This window comes from Micromonospora sp. NPDC006766, assembly GCF_040636055.1.
Classification (GTDB): Bacteria; Actinomycetota; Actinomycetes; order Mycobacteriales; family Micromonosporaceae; genus Micromonospora.
In genome coordinates, this window is sequence record NZ_JBEYIX010000019.1 from 76,707 (window position 1) to 93,237 (window position 16,531).

The following is a 16,531-nucleotide window of genomic DNA, read 5'->3' on the forward strand; positions in this document are numbered from 1 at the left end:
GCTCATGTCGCTGCCACGGTTGGGGCACCATACCCGATAAACTGTCATCTTCCCGCTACTCTGGGCGACGGTGCCGGAGGAAATTTTGCCCGGAATGGTCACAGACCGGTAACTTGCCCCCGGCTGTGGTCATATGCACCCCACCATCGTCAGTAAGGCCCGATCCGGAGGCCGGTGGAACGAGCACAGCGAGGAGGCGGCATGACCGAGCTGTGGAACTGGAGAATCGACGGCGCGGCGCCCGTGGAGGTCTATCCGGCGCTGGCCGAGGCGCTCGGCCGGGTGGTGATGCCCCTGGCCGTGGCCGACCCGGCCCGACTTCCCGCGTACGCGGTGATCTGCGACGTGTGGGAGGCGCCGGGGGTGTACGGCACCATGGTCGACTGCTACGGGGTGCCCGAGCGGCTGGCCGAGTTGCCCAGCATCGCGGCGTTGGCCAAGCTGCTGGACCGCAACTGCCTGATGCGCGACGACACCCTCGACGCCGGGCGGCACCTGCTGGTCGCCCCGGGCGGCACGATCCGCCCGGTGCACTTCGACGTCGTCGAGACCGATGAGGGTGAGGTGCTCAGCGACCAGCGGCTCTGCACCGTGGCCCACCCCGGCTGTCGGGGTTGGTCGCAGTGTCACCGCTCGCAGTGGGGGCCCGACTCGGTCGCCCCGGCTCTCGCCGCCGCCTGACCGGGGGCGAGGCCGTTTGGACCGGGGGTGAGGCCGGTTGACCGGGGCGAGGGCGGCGGGCCGGTCAGGAGTGGGCCGCCGGCCGCTGACCGCGGACCACCAGCTGGTCGAGGAGGGTCGCGGTGGCCGCGGCCACACCGTCCACCGCCGCCTCGAACGCGGCCGCGTTGTGCGGGGCGGGCGTACGGAATCCGGAGATCTTCCGGACGTACTGCAACGCGGCCGCCCGGATGTCCGCCTCGGTGACCACCGGGACGTACGGCTCACGCAGGGTCTTGATGCTCCGGCACATGGCTCCTCCTCATTCGGTCCGACGGCGCGGCCCGGATACGCTGTCCGGGTCATGACTACCGCAGCCGCGGGCAGCCCGCGCACCTATCAGGTGCGCACGTACGGCTGCCAGATGAACGTGCACGACTCCGAGCGCATTTCCGGCCTGCTGGAGGCAGCCGGATACGTGCGTGCCGCCGAGGCCGACGAGCAACCCGACGTCATGGTGTTCAACACCTGCGCCGTGCGGGAGAACGCCGACAATCGGCTCTACGGCAACCTGGGTCATCTGCGCCCCGTGAAGGACAAGCACCCCGGGATGCAGATCGCGGTCGGCGGCTGCCTGGCCCAGAAGGACCGCGGCGAGATCGTCCGGAAGGCCCCATGGGTGGATGTGGTCTTCGGCACACACAACATCGGCTCGCTGCCGGTGCTGCTGGAGCGGGCTCGGCACAACACCGCCGCCGAGGTGGAGATCCTCGAATCCCTCGAGGTGTTCCCCTCCACGCTGCCGACCCGCCGCGAGTCGACGTACGCCGGTTGGGTGTCGATTTCCGTCGGCTGCAACAACACCTGCACGTTCTGCATCGTGCCCGCTCTGCGGGGCAAGGAGAAGGACCGCCGCCCCGGCGACATCCTCTCCGAGGTGCGCGCCCTGGTCGACGAGGGTGTGCTGGAGGTGACCCTGCTCGGGCAGAACGTCAACTCCTACGGGGTGGAGTTCGGCGACCGCTACGCCTTCGGCAAGCTGCTGCGCGCCTGCGGGGACATCGACGGCCTGGAGCGGGTCCGGTTCACCAGCCCCCACCCGAAGGACTTCACCGACGACGTGATCGCGGCGATGGCCGAGACGCCGAACGTCTGCCACTCGCTGCACATGCCGTTGCAGTCCGGCTCCGACGACGTGCTGCGTGCGATGCGCCGGTCGTACCGGTCGGAGAAATACCTGGGCATCATCGAGAAGGTCCGGGCGGCGATGCCCGGCGCGGCGATCACCACGGACATCATCGTCGGCTTCCCCGGCGAGACCGAGGCCGACTTCGAGCGGACCCTCGACGTGGTCCGGGAGGCCCGGTTCGCCTCCGCGTTCACCTTCCAATACTCGAAGCGCCCCGGCACCCCCGCCGCGATCATGGACGACCAACTCCCGAAGCAGGTCGTGCAGGAGCGGTACGAGCGGCTGATCGCCTGCGTGGAGGAGATCACCTGGGCAGAGAACAAGAAGCTCGTGGGGGAGACCGTCGAGGTGCTGGTCGCCGTCGGCGAGGGGCGCAAGGACGAGCGCACCGGCCGGCTGTCCGGCCGGGCCCGCGACGGACGCCTCGTGCACTTCGACGCCGGCTCGCTCGCCGGGCAGATCCGCCCCGGTGACATCGTGCACACCACGATCACCTACGCCGCCCCGCACCACCTCAACGCCGACGGGGAGCCGCTGTCGCACCGGCGTACCCGGGCCGGCGACGCGGCCGAGGCGGGGCGTGCCCCGCGTACGCCGGGGGTGCTGCTGGGGCTGCCCACCATCGGCGCGCCCGCCGCGCCGCCCGCGCCGACCACCGGCTGCGCCGCCCACTGACGCAAGGAGGGGCCCCTTGTTAACACCCGTGCGTTAACAAGGGGCCCCTCCTTCTCGCTCAGCAGGCGGTGCCGTTGAGCTTCACGCTGGCGGGCGCGGAGGCATTGCCGTTGGCGGTGAAGCCGATGGTCACCGAGGCGCCGGGGGCGAGGGTCTTCGCCCAGTCGGGCGCGGCGGCGGTGACCGTGGTGCCGGACTGGGTGACGGTGGCGTTCCAGCCGCTGACCAGGGTCACCCCGGACGGCCAGGTCCAGGTGACCGTCCACGGGTTCAACGTGCCCGTGCCGTTGTTTTTCACGGTCAGCTCGCCCTGGAAGCCGCCCTGCCACGCGTTGACCTGGTTGTACGTCGCCGCGCAGCGCCCGGTCGGCGGCGCGGTGGTGGTCGGCGGCGGGGTGGTCGGCCGGGTGGTGGGCGACGCGGTGCCGGTGGGGGCGCCGGTCGGGTTGCCGGTCGGTGACGGGTTGCCGCCGCCCACCGGTGGGATCAGGTACGGCTGGATGATGTTCTGCTTGGCCTGGTTGATGGTGGTCCAGTCGTCGTTCGCGATGCCGCCGGTGTCACCCGAGTTCGGGTTCCACGACCAGTAGGTGAAGGACATGCCGCTCACCCCGGTCCCGGTGTACGCGAGCAGGTTCTGCAGCCACACCTTGTCCTTCGGGTCCTGGAGCGTGGTGCCGAACTCGCCCATCATGATCGGTGCGATGTTCTGCTTGTAGAGGTAGCCCCAGTATTTGTCCCAGATGGCCGGCATGTTCGCCGGGTAGGTCGGGTCGTCGAACCACTTCTGGCGGTAGACCGAGGTGGCGTACTCGTGCGGGGAGTAGACCAGCCGGTTGGCCACGTTCAGCCGGACCGGGAAGTCCTTGGCCTTGGAGAGGTTGCCACCCCACCAGCCGCAGTCCTCGTTCTCGCCGTTCCAGACGTTAGGCTCCCCGCCGCTGGGGCAGCTCACCCCCTCCACGAAGATCAGCCAGTTCGGCTGCACCCCGAGGATGGCGTTGCCGGCCCGTTCGGCGGCCAGCCGCCAGTCTCGGTTGGTGTCGCCGCAGCCCCAGCAGGCGCCGGTGGCGTTCGGGTTGGTGCCCTCGGCGTGCGGCTCGTTGTGCAGGTCGGCGCCGATGACGGTGGTGTTGCCGGCGTACCGCTGGGCCAGCATCTTCCAGTTGTTGATCCAGGTCGTCTCGGAGACCGTGGCGGTGTACCAGAGCGCCGACTGCCCGGCCGAGGTGGGCCGGTGCCGGTCCAGGATGACCCGCATGCCCTTGCTGCCCGCGTAGTCGATGACCTTGTCGAGGATCTGCAGCGGGGAGAGCCCGATCAGGTCTGGGTTGACGTAGTCGTTGATCCCGGTGGCCACTGCGCCCGACTTCACCGAGTCGTCCGAGTACGGGATCCGCAGCGTGTTGTAGCCCAGCCGGGCCATGGTGTCGAGTTGGCTGCGCCACGGGTTGCTCGACCACAGACCGTGGAAGGTCTTGTTGTCGGTCTCCATGCCGAACCAGTTGATGCCGGTGAGCCGGACGGTGGCCCCCGTACTGTCGACGATCTTGTTACCGCTGGTGTGCAGGTAACCGGTGCCGGTGCCGCCGACGGCGGCGGCAGCCGGGGTGGTGCTGACGGCGGCGGCGACGAGGACGCCGGCCGCGGCGGTGGCGAGCGCCGCGAGGGCGCCGCCGATTGCCTTGGGTCGGAAGTGCATGCGAACTCCACTTCGGATCCCCGCGTCGCGCGAGCGCCGCGGGCGGTAAGACCAAGGGAGACGGCCCGCTCGTCATCGAGTACGCGGACAGCCGCGACGGGCCGTGTCACGTGGACGGCCACTCACGGGAAAGACCCGGCGACCCGCGACGGCGAACATGCGCCGTCGGTGCCCTCGCGCCGGTGATCCGACCTGGCTCTGCCGCCCATTCTGATCAGCTTGCCTCGATGCGTCAACCACCCGCCGGGCACGCGGAAGCCCCCGGTCCCGTGGTGGGACCGGGGGCTTCCGGTGGGGCTCAGCTCAGCTGGCCTGTTCGGCCAGCTGGAGGAACTGCCGCTTCGAGGCGAGCGCCTGCTCGGCCTCCTTGACCCGCCGGGCGTCGCCGGCGGCCTGCGCCCGGGCCAGCCGCTCCTCGGCCTCGGCGACCTGCGCCCGCATCTGGGCCAGCAGCGGGTTGTCCTGCGGGGCGGTGCGCCGCCACGCCGAGTCCATGACCTCGCGGACCTTCTCGTCCACGGCACGCAGCCGGCGCTCCAGCCCGGCGGCGGCCTCCCGCGGCACCCGGCCGGCCTCGTGCCACTGCGCCTGGATGTCCCGCAGCCGGGCCTGGGCGCCCTTGGGGTCGCCGTCGACGTCGAGCGCCTCCGCGTCGGCGAGCAGGGCCTGCTTGCGCTCGAGGTTGGCGCGCTGCTCGTTGTCGCGGGCCGAGAAGACCTCGCTGCGTCGGGTGAAGAACTCGTCCTGCGCCGCCCGGAACCGTTCCCAGAGCTTCTGCTCAACCTCCTTGGACGCCCGCGGCGCGGCCTTCCACTGGGTCATGAGGTCCTTGAGCTGGCCGGCGGCGGTGCCCCAGTCGGTGGAGTCCTTCAGCTTCTCAGCCTCGGCGACCAGCTCCTCCTTGACCGTCTGCGCCTGCTTGCGCTGCTGATCGAGGGAGGCGAAGTGGGCGCCCCGGCGGCGGGTGAAGCCGTCCCGCGCGGCGGCGAACCGCTTCCACAGCTCACCGTCGGCTTTCTTGTCGACCCCGCGGATGGTCTTCCACTCGTCAAGGATTTCCTTGAACCGATCCCCGGCGGTCTTCCACCCGGTCGACTCGGCGGCCAGCTTCTCCGCCTCCTCCACCAGGGCGGTCTTGCGGGCCAGGGCCTCGCCTCGGGCGGCCTCCCGGGCCGCCTTGGCCTCGCTGGCCTTCTCCTCGGCCACCGCGGTCAGCTTGTCCAGGCGCGCGGCCAGCGCGTCGATGTCGCCCACGACGTGCGCCTCGGCCAGCGAGGCGCGGATCCGTCGGATCGTGGTCAGTGAGTGCCCGGCGTCCGCCGCGCCCGAGTTGAGGCGGGCCTCGGTCAGGTCAACCTCCGTCACCAGGTCATCGAAGCGTCGGGCGAAGTGCGCCAACCCCTCCTCCGGGGCGCCCGCCTGCCAGGATCCGACCACCCGCTCGCCCTCGGCGGTCTTGACGTAGACGGTGCCGTCCTCGTCCACCCGTCCGAAGGCAGTCCAGTCGCTCATGTGCCCATCCTCGTTCTCCCGGCGTCGGGAGGGTGGTCCCCCCGATCGCCGCCACGGCGCAGCAAAGTTACTCCCGGCATTGTCACAGGTCTGACCCGGTCCGTGTCGAGCGCCTGTCGTCGACCGTGACCATACGGTGTCGTAGCTCCCGGATGACCGGATCGGCGCGGGGACGCTCCGGGGCATCCGGATAGGTTGGACGGGTGCCTCTGGTCGCCGCCGCCGTCTGCCCCCACCCGCCCCTGATCGTGCCCGAGTTGGCCGGCGCCGCCGCCGGTGAGCTGGACGGCCTCCGCGCCGCCGCCGGTGTCGCCCTGGCCCGGCTGCTCGCCGCCGAGCCAGAGGTGGTCATGCTGGTGGGCGGCGGGCCGGAAACGAGGATCTTTGGCTCCGCCGACTCCGGGTCGCTGCGTGGCTATGGCCTCGACCGGCCGGTGCGGCTGTGGAAGACGGCCTGCTCCGGGGCGGAGATCCTGCCGCTGAGCCTCACCATCGGGGCGTGGCTGGTCGGTCGGACCGGCACCGAACTGCCCCGGCTGGCCCGGTCGGTCGCCGAGAGCGCGACGCCGGCGGAGTGCGCCGAGCTAGGGGCGGCCCTGGCCGCCGAGTCCGAGCCGCGTACCGCGTTGCTGGTGATGGGGGACGGGTCGGCGTGCCGGGGCGTCAAGGCACCCGGCTACGACGACCCGCGCGCGGCGGCGTACGACGACGGGGTGGCCCGGGCCCTGGCCGACGCGGACGTCGAGGCCCTGCTCGGCCTGGACCCGGTCGTGTCGGCGGAGCTAAAGGTCGCCGGGCGGGCGCCGTGGCAGGTGCTGGCCGGCGCGGTCCGCGCGGCGGGCGGCGATTGGCGGGGCGACCTCGGCTACCACGAGGCCCCCTACGGCGTCGCCTACTTCGTGGCCCCCTGGGAACGCCGATGACCGGGACCGTCGTGGCCGTGGTCGGGCCGACCGCGGCCGGCAAGTCGGCGCTGAGCATCGCCCTCGCGCACGCCCTCGGCGGCGAGGTGGTCAACGCCGATTCGATGCAGCTCTACCGGGGCATGGACATCGGCACCGCCAAGCTGACCCCGGCCGAGCGGGAGGGCGTTGCGCACCACCTGCTCGACATCTGGGCGGTGACCGAGCCGGCCAGCGTCGCGGAATACCAGCGGCTGGCCCGTGCGGCTGTCGACGACATCCTGGCCCGGGGAAGGGTGCCGCTGCTGGTCGGCGGTTCCGGGCTGTACGTGCGGGCGGTGCTGGAGCAGTTCGAGTTCCCCGGCACCGACCCGGCGGTGCGCCAGCGGCTGGAGGCGGAGCTGGCCGCCAGCGGTCCGGCCCCGCTGTACGCCCGGCTGCAGGCGGCCGACCCGGTGGCGGCGGCGAGCATCCTGCCCGGCAACGGGCGGCGGATCGTCCGGGCACTGGAGGTGATCGAGCTGACCGGGGCGCCGTTCACCGCCGCGCTACCGGAGCCGACGCCGTACTACCCGTCGGTGCAGCTCGGGGTGGACCTGGACACCGGGCTGCTGGACGAGCGGATCGCGCGCCGGGTGGACCGGATGTGGGCCGACGGCCTGGTCGCGGAGACGCGGACGCTGGTCGGCCGGGGTCTGCCCGAGGGGCGTACGGCCAGCCGGGCGCTCGGCTACCAGCAGGTGCTGCGGTTCCTGGCCGGGGAGCTGACCGAGACCGAGGCGTACGAGGAGACGATCCGGGCCACCCGCCGGTTCGTCCGGCGGCAGCGCTCCTGGTTCCGGCGCGACCCGCGGATCCACTGGCTGGACTCGGCCTCGCCTTCGTTTCTCGACACTGCGCTGCGGGTGGTCGCCGACCATCGGGAATGATGGGGGCGTGCAGTTCACCAAGGGCCACGGCACCGGCAACGACTTCGTCATCCTGCCCGACCCGGACGGGGCGCTCGACCTGACGCCCGGGCTGGTCGCCGCGCTGTGCGACCGCCGCCGCGGCATCGGCGGCGACGGCGTGCTGCGCGTGGTCCGCGCCGCCAAGCACCCGGAGGGCGTGGCCCTGGCCGGCGAGGCCGAGTGGTTCATGGACTACTGGAACGCCGACGGCTCGTTCGCCGAGATGTGCGGCAACGGTGCCCGGGTCTTCGTCCGTTACCTGCTGGAGACCGGGCTGGCCACCCCGTCCGGCGCGACGCTGCCGATCGCCACCCGGGCCGGCCTGGTCCACGCCCGGATCGAGGGGGACGCTGTCGCCGTCGAGCTGCGCCGCCCCCGGGTGTACGGGACGGCCGCCGCCACGCTGAGTGGGCTGACGCTGACCGGCGCGGCGGTGGACGTGGGCAACCCGCACCTGGTCTGTGCCCTGCCGGCCAGCCTGGATCTGCCGGCCCTCGACCTCACCCGGGCGCCCGACGTCAACCCGGCGGTCTTTCCCTCCGGCGTGAACGTCGAGTTCACCGCCCCTGGCGAGCCGGTGTCCGGCACCGACGGGCACGTGCTGATGCGGGTCTACGAGCGGGGTTCGGCCGAGACCCTCTCCTGCGGCACCGGCGCCTGCGCGGTGGCGGCGGTGGTGCTGAGCGACGCCGGCCGGGACACCGGCACGGTCGCGGTCGACGTGCCCGGAGGCCGCCTCACGGTCACCGTGACCGACGACTCCTGCTGGCTCTCCGGCCCGGCCGTCCTGGTAGCCACCGGCGAGATCACCCTCCCCACCCCGCACCCCTAACCGCCCCACCCACCCCCACCGACGGCGTCGGCGTCGGCGTCGGTGTCGGTGGCGGCCCGTCAGGGGGTGGCGCTGGCGTTGGCGGCGATTTCGGGGAGGTCGGCCGGGCCCGGGTCGGCGGCCGGGGGCGGGGTGGCGGCCGGGTTCTGAGCGGCGGCGCGGACGGCGGCGGCGACGGCCGGGGCGACCCGGGAGTCGAAGACGCTCGGCACGATCACCGTCGGGTTGATCTTGTCCTCCCCGACTACGTCCGCGATGGCCTGGGCCGCGGCGAGCGCCATCTCCTCGGTGAACTCCTCGGCGTGGGCGTCGAGCATGCCCCGGAAGACGCCGGGGAAGGCGAGCACGTTGTTGATCTGGTTCGGCTGGTCGGAACGGCCGGTGGCGACCACCGCGGCGTGCTTGCGCGCCTCCCGCGGGTCGACCTCCGGGTCCGGGTTGGCCAGCGCGAAGACGATCGAGTCCTTGGCCATGGTGGCGATGTCGTCGCCGGTGAGCAGGTTCGGCGCGCTCACCCCGATGAAGACATCCGCGCCGCGGACCGCCCCGGCCAGGTCGCCGGAGTAGTTCTCCTTGTTGGTGTTCTGCGCCAGCCACTGCCAGGCCGGGTTGAGGCCGGTCAGCCCGCGGTGCAGGGCGCCCTGCCGGTCGTACGCGATGACGTCGCCCACGCCCTGACGAAGCAGCAGCTTCATGATCGCGGTGCCGGCCGCGCCGGCGCCGGAGACGACCACCCGGACGTCCGTGAGCCGCTTGCCCACGACGCGCAGCGCGTTGGTCAGCGCCGCCAGCACGCAGATCGCGGTGCCGTGCTGGTCGTCGTGGAAGACCGGAATGTCCAGCGCCTCGCGCAGTCGAGCCTCGATCTCGAAGCAGCGCGGCGCGGCGATGTCCTCCAGGTTGATCCCGCCGTACGCGGGGGCGATTGCCTTGACGATCGCCACGATCTCGTCGGTGTCCTGGGTGTCCAGCACCACCGGCCAGGCGTCCACCCCGCCGAAGCGCTTGAACAGCGCCGCCTTGCCCTCCATCACCGGCAGCGACGCGGCCGGCCCGAGGTTGCCCAGGCCGAGCACGGCCGAGCCGTCGCTGACCACGGCGACCGTGTTGCGCTTGATGGTGAGCCGGCGGGCGTCGGCCGGGTTGTCGGCGATCGCCTGGCAGACCCGGGCCACCCCCGGGGTGTACGCGCGGGACAACTCGTCCCGGGTGCGCAGCGCCACCTTCGGGCTGACCTCGATCTTGCCGCCGAGGTGCAGCAGGAACGTCCGGTCGGAGACCTTGCGGACGTCCACCCCGTCCAGCACGGTCAGCGCCTTGACCACCTGGTCGGCGTGGCCGGCGTCGGCGGTGTCGCAGGTGAGGTCGACGATCACGTGGGACGGGTCGGAGTCGACCACGTCGAGCGCGGTGACGATGGCGCCGGCCTCGCCGACCGCGGTGGTCAGCCGGCCGATGGAGGAGGCGTCCGCGGGTACCGCCAGCCGGATCGTGATCGAGAACCCCGCACTCGGCAGTCGGGTGATAGCCACGCAAACTCCTCGGTACTCGCTGATCTCCTCGCCCCGCATTTCTACTCGCCCGCCCAGGTTCACCGGCAGCCGGCCCCGCTACTGGTGGGTACCGCCACGGGCATATAGCAGGTGCGTCGGGCGTTGCCACGTGTCAGGATTGCTCGTACGCGCCGAAAATCCCTCGGCGACGCACATAACGGACAGGAGACGCGATTTGCGCGAGCAGGAGACCTTCCTTCCCTACGAGGACGACGAGTTCGACGCCACGACCGGCGAGTTCGAGCTGTCGGAGCGGCAGGCGCTGCGGCGGGTCCCCGGCCTCTCCACCGAGCTCACCGACATCACCGAGGTCGAATACCGCCAGCTGCGGCTGGAGCGGGTCGTCCTGGTGGGCGTCTGGACCGAGGGGACCCAGGAGGACGCCGACAACAGCCTCACCGAGTTGGCGGCGCTGGCCGAAACGGCCGGCTCGCAGGTGCTCGAAGGGCTGATCCAACGCCGCAACCGGCCCGACCCGGCCACGTACGTCGGCCGGGGCAAGGTCGACGACCTCGGCGCGGTGGTGCTCGCCACCGGCGCCGACACGGTGATCTGCGACGGTGAACTTTCCCCGTCCCAGCTGCGCAACCTGGAGCAGCGCACCAAGGTCAAGGTGGTCGACCGGACGGCCCTGATCCTCGACATCTTCGCCCAGCACGCCAAGAGCCGCGAAGGTAAGGCGCAGGTCGAGCTGGCCCAGCTCGAATACCTGCTGCCGCGGCTGCGCGGTTGGGGTGAGACGCTCTCCCGGCAGACCGGTGGTAGCGGTCGCGGCGGCGGCGCGGGCGGCGGCGTGGGCCTGCGCGGCCCCGGTGAGACCAAGCTGGAGACCGACCGGCGCCGGATCCGGCACCGGCTCGCCAAGCTGCGCCGCGAGATCAAGAGCATGGCGACGGTACGCCAGACCAAGCGTGCCCGCCGCTCGCGCAACGCGGTGCCCGCGGTGGCCATCGCCGGCTACACCAACGCCGGCAAGTCCAGCCTGCTCAACCGGCTCACCGGGGCGGGCGTGCTGGTGGAGAACGCGTTGTTCGCCACCCTGGACCCGACCACCCGCAAGGCCACCACCTCCGACGGCCGGCTCTACACCCTCTCCGACACAGTCGGGTTCGTCCGGCACCTGCCGCACCAGATCGTCGAGGCGTTCCGTTCGACGCTGGAGGAGGTCGCCGACGCCGACCTGGTGGTGCACGTGGTCGACGGCACCCACCCGGACCCGGAGGAGCAGGTCCGCGCGGTCCGCGAAGTGCTCACCGAGGTGGGCGCCGACCGGCTGCCCGAGCTGTTGGTGATCAACAAGAGTGACGCGGCCGACGAGGAGACGCTGTTGCGACTCAAGCGGCTCTGGCCGGATGCCGTCCTCGTCTCCGCGCACACCGGGCGCGGGGTCGACGGGCTGCGCGAGGCGATCGAGCAGCGGCTGCCCCGCCCGGCGGTCGAGATCCGGGCGGTGCTCCCGTACGACCGGGGTGACCTGGTGGCCCGGGTGCACCGGCAGGGCGAGGTGCTGAGCACCTCCCACCTGCCCGAGGGCACGGCGCTGCACGTCCGGGTGGGCGAGGCGCTCGCGGCCGAGCTGGCGCCCTACCGCGCCGGGAACCGGCTCGTCAGCGAGGAGCGGGTGGGCGTCGGCCGGTGAGCCGTCCGGCGTCACCCACCCAAACCTCGGGGCATGCGATTATAAGCCGCATGCGGCACGCTGTTTCCTCGGTCACGATTGTGCTGGGCCTCGTCGGCGCGATCGTGGCGCCGGCGGGGGCCGCCCTGGCGGCTCCCGCCGCGGCCCCTGTGCTCGTTGCGGCACCAAAGAAGAAGTGCACGGTGGAGGACAAACGGCTGCGCGAGCTGTCCGGTCTTGTCGCCACCGGCAGCGGCTACGTGGTGATCAACGACGGCAGCGGCCCGGACAGTCACAAACGGGTCTTCTACCTCAACAGCAAATGCGCGGTCACGAAAGAGGTCCGCTACTCGAGCCCGGGGTCGTACGACCCGGAGGATCTGGCTCTCGGCCCGGACGGCAAGACCCTCTGGATCGCCGACATCGGCGACAAGAGCACCAACAAGACCCGCCGGGAGCGGGTGGCCGTCTGGACCATGCCGCTCGACGGTTCGAAGCAGCCGGTGCTGCACCGGCTGTCGTACCCGCAGCGGAAGCCGCACGACGCCCAGGCGCTACTCGTCGGCGACGACAACCTGCCGCTGATCATCACTCGGGACGCGTCCGGCACGGCAGAGATCTTCAAGCCCGAGGCGCAGCTCAAGTCGGGCGACACCGAACCGGTGCCGATGAAGAAGGTCGGCGAGGTCACCATCCCGAAGACGAGCACCGAGAACAAGCTCGGCGCGACCGGCCGGGCGACGGTGACCGGCGCGGCCCGCTCGCCCGACGGCACCAAAGTCGTCCTGCGCACGTACGCGGATGCCTTCGAGTACGACGTGACCGGCGGCGACATCGTCGCCGCGCTGACCGACGGCAAGCCGCGGATCACCCCGTTGACCGACCCGTTCGGCGAGGCCATCTCCTACACGCCGGACGGCAAGTTGTTCGTCACCATCTCCGATGGTGGTCTTCTGGAGAGCTCCGATCCGATCGACATCCTCAGCTACGTTCCGTCTACCACCGGGGCCGACGCACCGCCTGGCGCCGGTGACGAAGGGGCGAAGCCGGCGGCCACGACGTCCTGGTTCGACGGATTGACCTTGAACCAGATCACCTACCTGATCGCGGCGGTCGGTGTGCTCGGGGCACTGATGGTTGGCGCCGGCATCTTCGGCATCCTGCGCGCCCGCAGGAAGCCGGCACCGGCCGCGGAGCCGGCCGACGAGCCGACGCGCGACGACGCCCCGCCGGGCAACGGTGTGCCGCTGCACGGCGGTCGGTCCGACACGCCGCCGCCCGGCGGCCCGCGGGGCGGGGTGTACGGCGGTGGCGGCGGTTACGGCGACGACACTCCGGTGAACGGCGCACCGGGCCGAGCACCTGCCGGCGGGGTGTACGGCGGTGGCCGTCCCCAGGACGGCGGTGGTCGTGGTGGGGGCGTCTACGGTGGCGGCCAGCAGAGCGGCGGCGTCTACGGCGCGGGCCGGCAGGGCGGTGGCCACGGCGGGGCCCCGCAGGACCGTGGCCACGGCGGTGCCCCGCACGACCGTGGCCACGGCGGTGCCCCCCAGGGACGTGGCCACGGCGGGGGTCGGCCGCCGGGTGGCGGCGTTTACAGCGGCGCACCGCAGGGTGGTGGCGTACCGCAGGGTGGTGGCAGGTACGGCGGCGGCCGTGGCGAGCCGCCGCGACGGGAGCCCGACCCCCGGGGCCCGCGGGCTGGCCGCCGCGGCGACAGTTACGACGACCGAGGCCAGTACGGGCCGATGCCCGACGGCCGGGATTACCGGAGCGACCGCTACTGAGCCCGGCCCCTCACGTGAGCCCGCTCGCGGATGCTGATCGGGTGACCGCCGCGTCGGCGGTCACCCGAATGGGTGTCAGATTCGGCGCAGCACGGCGACCACGCGGCCCATGATGGTCGCGTCGTCGCCGGGGATCGGGTCGAAGGCCGGGTTCTGTGGCATCAGCCAGACGTGCCCGTCGCGGCGTCGGTAGGTCTTCACGGTCGCCTCGCCGTCGAGCATGGCGGCCACGATGTCGCCGACCTCGGCGGTCGGCTGCTGCCGGACAACCACCCAGTCGCCGTCGCAGATGGCGGCGTCGAGCATCGAGTCGCCCTTGACCTGAAGCATGAAGACCTCGCCCTCGCCCACCAGCTCACGGGGGAGCGGGAAGACGTCCTCGAGCGCCTGCTCGGCGAGAATCGGGCCACCGGCGGCGATCCGGCCCAGCATCGGCACGTACGCCGGGGCGGGCCGCTGCGCGCGGGCCGCCTCGTCGTCGAGGACCTCGCCGGGGGCGCGGACATCCACCGCGCGCGGACGGTTGGGATCGCGCCGCAGGAGGCCCTTCTTTTCCAGCTCCTTGAGCTGGTAGGCGACGCTGGACGGGGAGACCAGGCCGACCGCTTCGCCGATTTCGCGCACGCTCGGCGGGTAGCCGTGGCGTTCCACCCAGGTGCGGATAAACTCCAGGATCCGACGCTGCCGGGCGGTCAGGTCGACCGTCGTCGGGTCGGAAAAGCTGCTCATCGGCGTGACCGGGCGCACGGCGGGCTGGGCCGCCCGGCTGCGCATGGTGCGGGGTCGGCGCGTCGCCGGCGGCCCCGCCCCGTCGATCGGCTGCGGGTTTTCCTGCCGGCTGGCCCGGTCCTCGGTCACGTCCGTCCTCCCTGGTCGGCGCTGGGTGCCTCGTCGGCTCGTGGTGCGTGCTCAGGTGATGTCTCGACCGAGGCGACACGCCGCGTTCGGTCGTTGTTGACCGTATAGGTGAGATCGGCCATTTTCAAACATCTGTACGACCTGCTGTCGGCGTGTCGCGGTGAAATCCTGGATTTCCGAACGCCTGTTCTGCTAATAGTACGTCGTTATCGAACACGCGTTCTAGATGTGATGCGACGCGCCGGACACGCCGACCAACTTGACCTCGCTAGGGCGACGGCATACGGTCGACCCCTAGATGTAGTAGTCACAAGGGCGTAAGTCGCCTACAGGTTGGGTTCGACTACCGACCGCACTCCCGTATTGTCGACCGGCGGCAGCCATCGGAGCGATGGCCGCGCCGCGGTGTCGCGTGCCCGGGAGTCGGTCGGTGTGCCCGCCGGTCGGCGTGTCCGCGGTTGGTCAAGGAGGTTAGGCGATGCGGTGTCCGTACTGCCGGCACGCCGACTCCCGAGTGGTCGACTCGCGGGAGGCCGACGACGGCCAGCTCATTCGGCGGCGGCGGTCCTGCCCGGAGTGCGGCAAGCGGTTCACCACCGTCGAGGAGGCGGTGCTCGCGGTGGTCAAGCGTAGCGGGGTGACCGAGCCGTTCAGCCGGACCAAGATCATCGGCGGGGTGCGCAAGGCGTGCCAGGGCCGGCCGGTCGACGACGACTCCATCGCGCTGCTGGCGCAGAAGGTCGAGGAGACCGTGCGGGCCAAGGGGGCCGCCGAGCTCCCCAGCCACGAGGTCGGGTTGGCCATCCTGGGCCCGCTGCGCGACCTGGACGAGGTGGCCTACCTGAGGTTCGCCAGCGTCTACCGCTCCTTCGACTCGCTCGCCGACTTCGAGCGCGAGATCGAGACGCTGCGGGCCGCCGCGCGGACCCGCGAGGGTGCCGGCGCCGAGGCGGCCGAGGCCGCCGGCCGTACCAGCTGAGTTTTTCAAAAGTTCTGACAGTTGACGACGCGCGGTGGGTGACCGCGCGCAGACGAGGGGGGCGAGGGCGTGACGACCAGCAAGTCACGGAACAAGGCCGGGACAGGGCTGAAGATCGAGCGCGTCTGGACGACCGAGGGGGTGCACCCCTACGACGAGGTCACCTGGGAGCGCCGCGACGTCGTGATGACGAACTGGCGGGACGGCTCGATCAACTTCGAGCAGCGCGGGGTGGAGTTCCCCGAGTCCTGGTCCGTCAACGCAGCCAACATCGTGACCACCAAGTACTTCCGGGGCGCGGTGGGGACCCCGGAGCGGGAGTGGTCGCTCAAGCAGCTGATCGACCGGGTGGTCAGCACCTACCGCACCGCCGGCGAGGAGTACGGCTACTTCGCCACCCCGGCCGACGCGGAGGTCTTCGCGCACGAGCTGACCTGGATGCTGCTGCACCAGGTGTTCAGCTTCAACTCACCGGTCTGGTTCAACGTGGGCACGCCGTCGCCCGCGCAGGTCAGCGCGTGCTTCATCCTCTCGGTCGACGACTCGATGGACTCCATCCTCGACTGGTACAAGGAGGAGGGGCTGATCTTCCAGGGCGGCTCCGGCTCCGGGGTCAACCTGTCCCGGATCCGCTCCTCCAAGGAGCTGCTCTCCTCCGGCGGCACCGCCTCCGGCCCGGTCAGCTTCATGCGCGGCGCCGACGCCAGCGCGGGGACCATCAAGTCCGGCGGCGCCACCCGGCGCGCGGCCAAGATGGTCATCCTCGACGTGGACCACCCGGACATCGAGGAGTTCGTGCTCACCAAGGCGCGCGAGGAGGACAAGATCCGCGCGCTGCGGGACGCCGGCTTCGACATGGACCTGGGCGGCGCCGACATCGTCAGCGTGCAGTACCAGAACGCCAACAACTCGGTCCGGGTCTCCGACGAGTTCATGACCGCGGTGGAGAACGGCGGCACCTTCGACCTGCGGGGCCGCCTCGACGGGCAGACCATCGAGACGATCGACGCTCGGAAGTTGTTCCGCACCATCTCCCAGGCCGCCTGGGAGTGCGCCGACCCCGGCCTGCAGTACGACGACATCATCAACGACTGGCACACCTGCCCGGAGACCGGGCGGATCACCGCGTCGAACCCGTGCTCGGAATACCTGCACCTGGACAACTCCTCCTGCAACCTGGCGTCGCTGAACCTGATGAAGTTCATGCGCGCCGACGGCGGCTTCGAGGTGGAAAAGTTCGTCAAGTCGGTCGAGTTCGTCATCACCGCGATGGACATCTCGATCTGCTTCGCCGACTTTCCGACGCCCAAGATC

The 16,531-nt window shown here is 71.4% G+C and carries 13 protein-coding genes and 1 pseudogene; 9 read left to right on the forward strand and 5 right to left on the reverse strand.

Going from position 1 to position 16,531, the window contains the following annotated elements:
• Nucleotides 1-201 precede the first annotated feature (201 nt).
• The gene (locus ABZ671_RS17990) at nt 202-681 is read left to right on the forward strand and encodes a hypothetical protein (protein WP_357858776.1); all 480 of its coding nucleotides are present in this window, start codon (nt 202-204) and stop codon (nt 679-681) included.
• Nucleotides 682-745: 64 nt separating this feature from the next.
• Here ABZ671_RS17990 and ABZ671_RS17995 read toward each other — a convergent pair whose 3' ends face one another.
• A complete protein-coding gene (locus ABZ671_RS17995) occupies nt 746-973 on the reverse strand; it encodes a DUF2277 domain-containing protein (protein ID WP_357543560.1) in 228 nt (75 codons plus the stop codon).
• A gap of 51 nt (nt 974-1,024) precedes the next feature.
• Here ABZ671_RS17995 and miaB point away from each other — a divergent pair, with 51 nt between their 5' ends.
• Complete coding sequence (miaB, locus tag ABZ671_RS18000) at nt 1,025-2,524, forward strand: tRNA (N6-isopentenyl adenosine(37)-C2)-methylthiotransferase MiaB (RefSeq protein ID WP_357858779.1); 1,500 nt, start codon at nt 1,025-1,027, stop codon at nt 2,522-2,524.
• Nucleotides 2,525-2,582: 58 nt separating this feature from the next.
• Here miaB and ABZ671_RS18005 read toward each other — a convergent pair whose 3' ends face one another.
• Both ABZ671_RS18005 and ABZ671_RS18010 read right to left on the reverse strand, forming a co-directional pair.
• Nucleotides 2,583-4,226, reverse strand: a complete 1,644-nt coding sequence (locus tag ABZ671_RS18005) for a cellulase family glycosylhydrolase (protein ID WP_357858782.1) — start codon at nt 4,224-4,226, stop codon at nt 2,583-2,585.
• Between the two features lie 303 nt (nt 4,227-4,529).
• Nucleotides 4,530-5,738 (reverse strand): DUF349 domain-containing protein, encoded by a 1,209-nt coding sequence (locus ABZ671_RS18010; protein WP_357858785.1) that lies wholly within the window; start codon nt 5,736-5,738, stop codon nt 4,530-4,532.
• 203 nt (nt 5,739-5,941) lie between these two features.
• Here ABZ671_RS18010 and ABZ671_RS18015 point away from each other — a divergent pair, with 203 nt between their 5' ends.
• Genes ABZ671_RS18015 through dapF form a run of 3 tightly spaced genes read left to right on the forward strand, consistent with a single transcriptional unit; the run spans nt 5,942 to nt 8,422 of the window.
• Nucleotides 5,942-6,661: a class III extradiol dioxygenase subunit B-like domain-containing protein gene (locus ABZ671_RS18015; RefSeq protein WP_357858788.1), complete on the forward strand. Its 720-nt coding sequence runs from the start codon at nt 5,942-5,944 to the stop codon at nt 6,659-6,661.
• Entirely contained in the window at nt 6,658-7,569 is a 912-nt protein-coding gene (gene miaA / locus ABZ671_RS18020; protein WP_357858791.1) for a tRNA (adenosine(37)-N6)-dimethylallyltransferase MiaA, read from the forward strand. The genes ABZ671_RS18015 and miaA overlap by 4 nt, the downstream gene beginning before the upstream one ends.
• A 7-nt stretch (nt 7,570-7,576) precedes the next feature.
• Nucleotides 7,577-8,422 carry a diaminopimelate epimerase gene (gene dapF / locus ABZ671_RS18025; protein ID WP_357858794.1) on the forward strand — a complete coding sequence of 282 codons (846 nt, stop codon included), beginning with the start codon at nt 7,577-7,579 and terminating at the stop codon, nt 8,420-8,422.
• Nucleotides 8,423-8,481: 59 nt separating this feature from the next.
• Here dapF and ABZ671_RS18030 read toward each other — a convergent pair whose 3' ends face one another.
• On the reverse strand, nt 8,482-9,954 hold the full coding sequence (locus tag ABZ671_RS18030; RefSeq protein ID WP_357858797.1) for an NAD-dependent malic enzyme: 1,473 nt from the start codon (nt 9,952-9,954) through the stop codon (nt 8,482-8,484).
• 196 nt (nt 9,955-10,150) lie between these two features.
• On the opposite strand from ABZ671_RS18030, the gene hflX reads away from it, so the two are divergent.
• The gene (hflX, locus tag ABZ671_RS18035) at nt 10,151-11,614 is read left to right on the forward strand and encodes a GTPase HflX (protein WP_357858800.1); all 1,464 of its coding nucleotides are present in this window, start codon (nt 10,151-10,153) and stop codon (nt 11,612-11,614) included.
• Between the two features lie 50 nt (nt 11,615-11,664).
• Entirely contained in the window at nt 11,665-13,380 is a 1,716-nt protein-coding gene (locus ABZ671_RS18040) for a hypothetical protein (RefSeq protein WP_357858803.1), read from the forward strand.
• A 75-nt stretch (nt 13,381-13,455) separates the two neighbouring features.
• Here the strand turns inward: ABZ671_RS18040 and lexA are convergent, their stop codons facing one another.
• On the reverse strand, nt 13,456-14,238 hold the full coding sequence (gene lexA / locus ABZ671_RS18045; protein ID WP_357858806.1) for a transcriptional repressor LexA: 783 nt from the start codon (nt 14,236-14,238) through the stop codon (nt 13,456-13,458).
• Nucleotides 14,239-14,716: 478 nt separating this feature from the next.
• Here lexA and nrdR point away from each other — a divergent pair, with 478 nt between their 5' ends.
• Both nrdR and ABZ671_RS18055 read left to right on the forward strand, forming a co-directional pair.
• Nucleotides 14,717-15,217, forward strand: a complete 501-nt coding sequence (gene nrdR, locus ABZ671_RS18050) for a transcriptional regulator NrdR (RefSeq protein WP_357858809.1) — start codon at nt 14,717-14,719, stop codon at nt 15,215-15,217.
• 69 nt (nt 15,218-15,286) lie between these two features.
• Nucleotides 15,287-16,531: pseudogene (locus tag ABZ671_RS18055) on the forward strand (vitamin B12-dependent ribonucleotide reductase); the annotation flags it as partial.

Bases quoted from the DNA above. Each gene is read 5' to 3' on its own strand.
- miaA (WP_357858791.1), top strand. From the start codon at position 6,658: ATGACCGGGACCGTCGTGGCCGTGGTCGGGCCGACCGCGGCCGGCAAG.
- miaB (WP_357858779.1), top strand. From the start codon at position 1,025: ATGACTACCGCAGCCGCGGGCAGCCCGCGCACCTATCAGGTGCGCACG.
- nrdR (WP_357858809.1), top strand. From the start codon at position 14,717: ATGCGGTGTCCGTACTGCCGGCACGCCGACTCCCGAGTGGTCGACTCG.
- ABZ671_RS18005 (WP_357858782.1), bottom strand. From the start codon at position 4,226: ATGCACTTCCGACCCAAGGCAATCGGCGGCGCCCTCGCGGCGCTCGCC.
- ABZ671_RS18040 (WP_357858803.1), top strand. From the start codon at position 11,665: ATGCGGCACGCTGTTTCCTCGGTCACGATTGTGCTGGGCCTCGTCGGC.
- ABZ671_RS17990 (WP_357858776.1), top strand. From the start codon at position 202: ATGACCGAGCTGTGGAACTGGAGAATCGACGGCGCGGCGCCCGTGGAG.
- ABZ671_RS17995 (WP_357543560.1), bottom strand. From the start codon at position 973: ATGTGCCGGAGCATCAAGACCCTGCGTGAGCCGTACGTCCCGGTGGTC.
- ABZ671_RS18010 (WP_357858785.1), bottom strand. From the start codon at position 5,738: ATGAGCGACTGGACTGCCTTCGGACGGGTGGACGAGGACGGCACCGTC.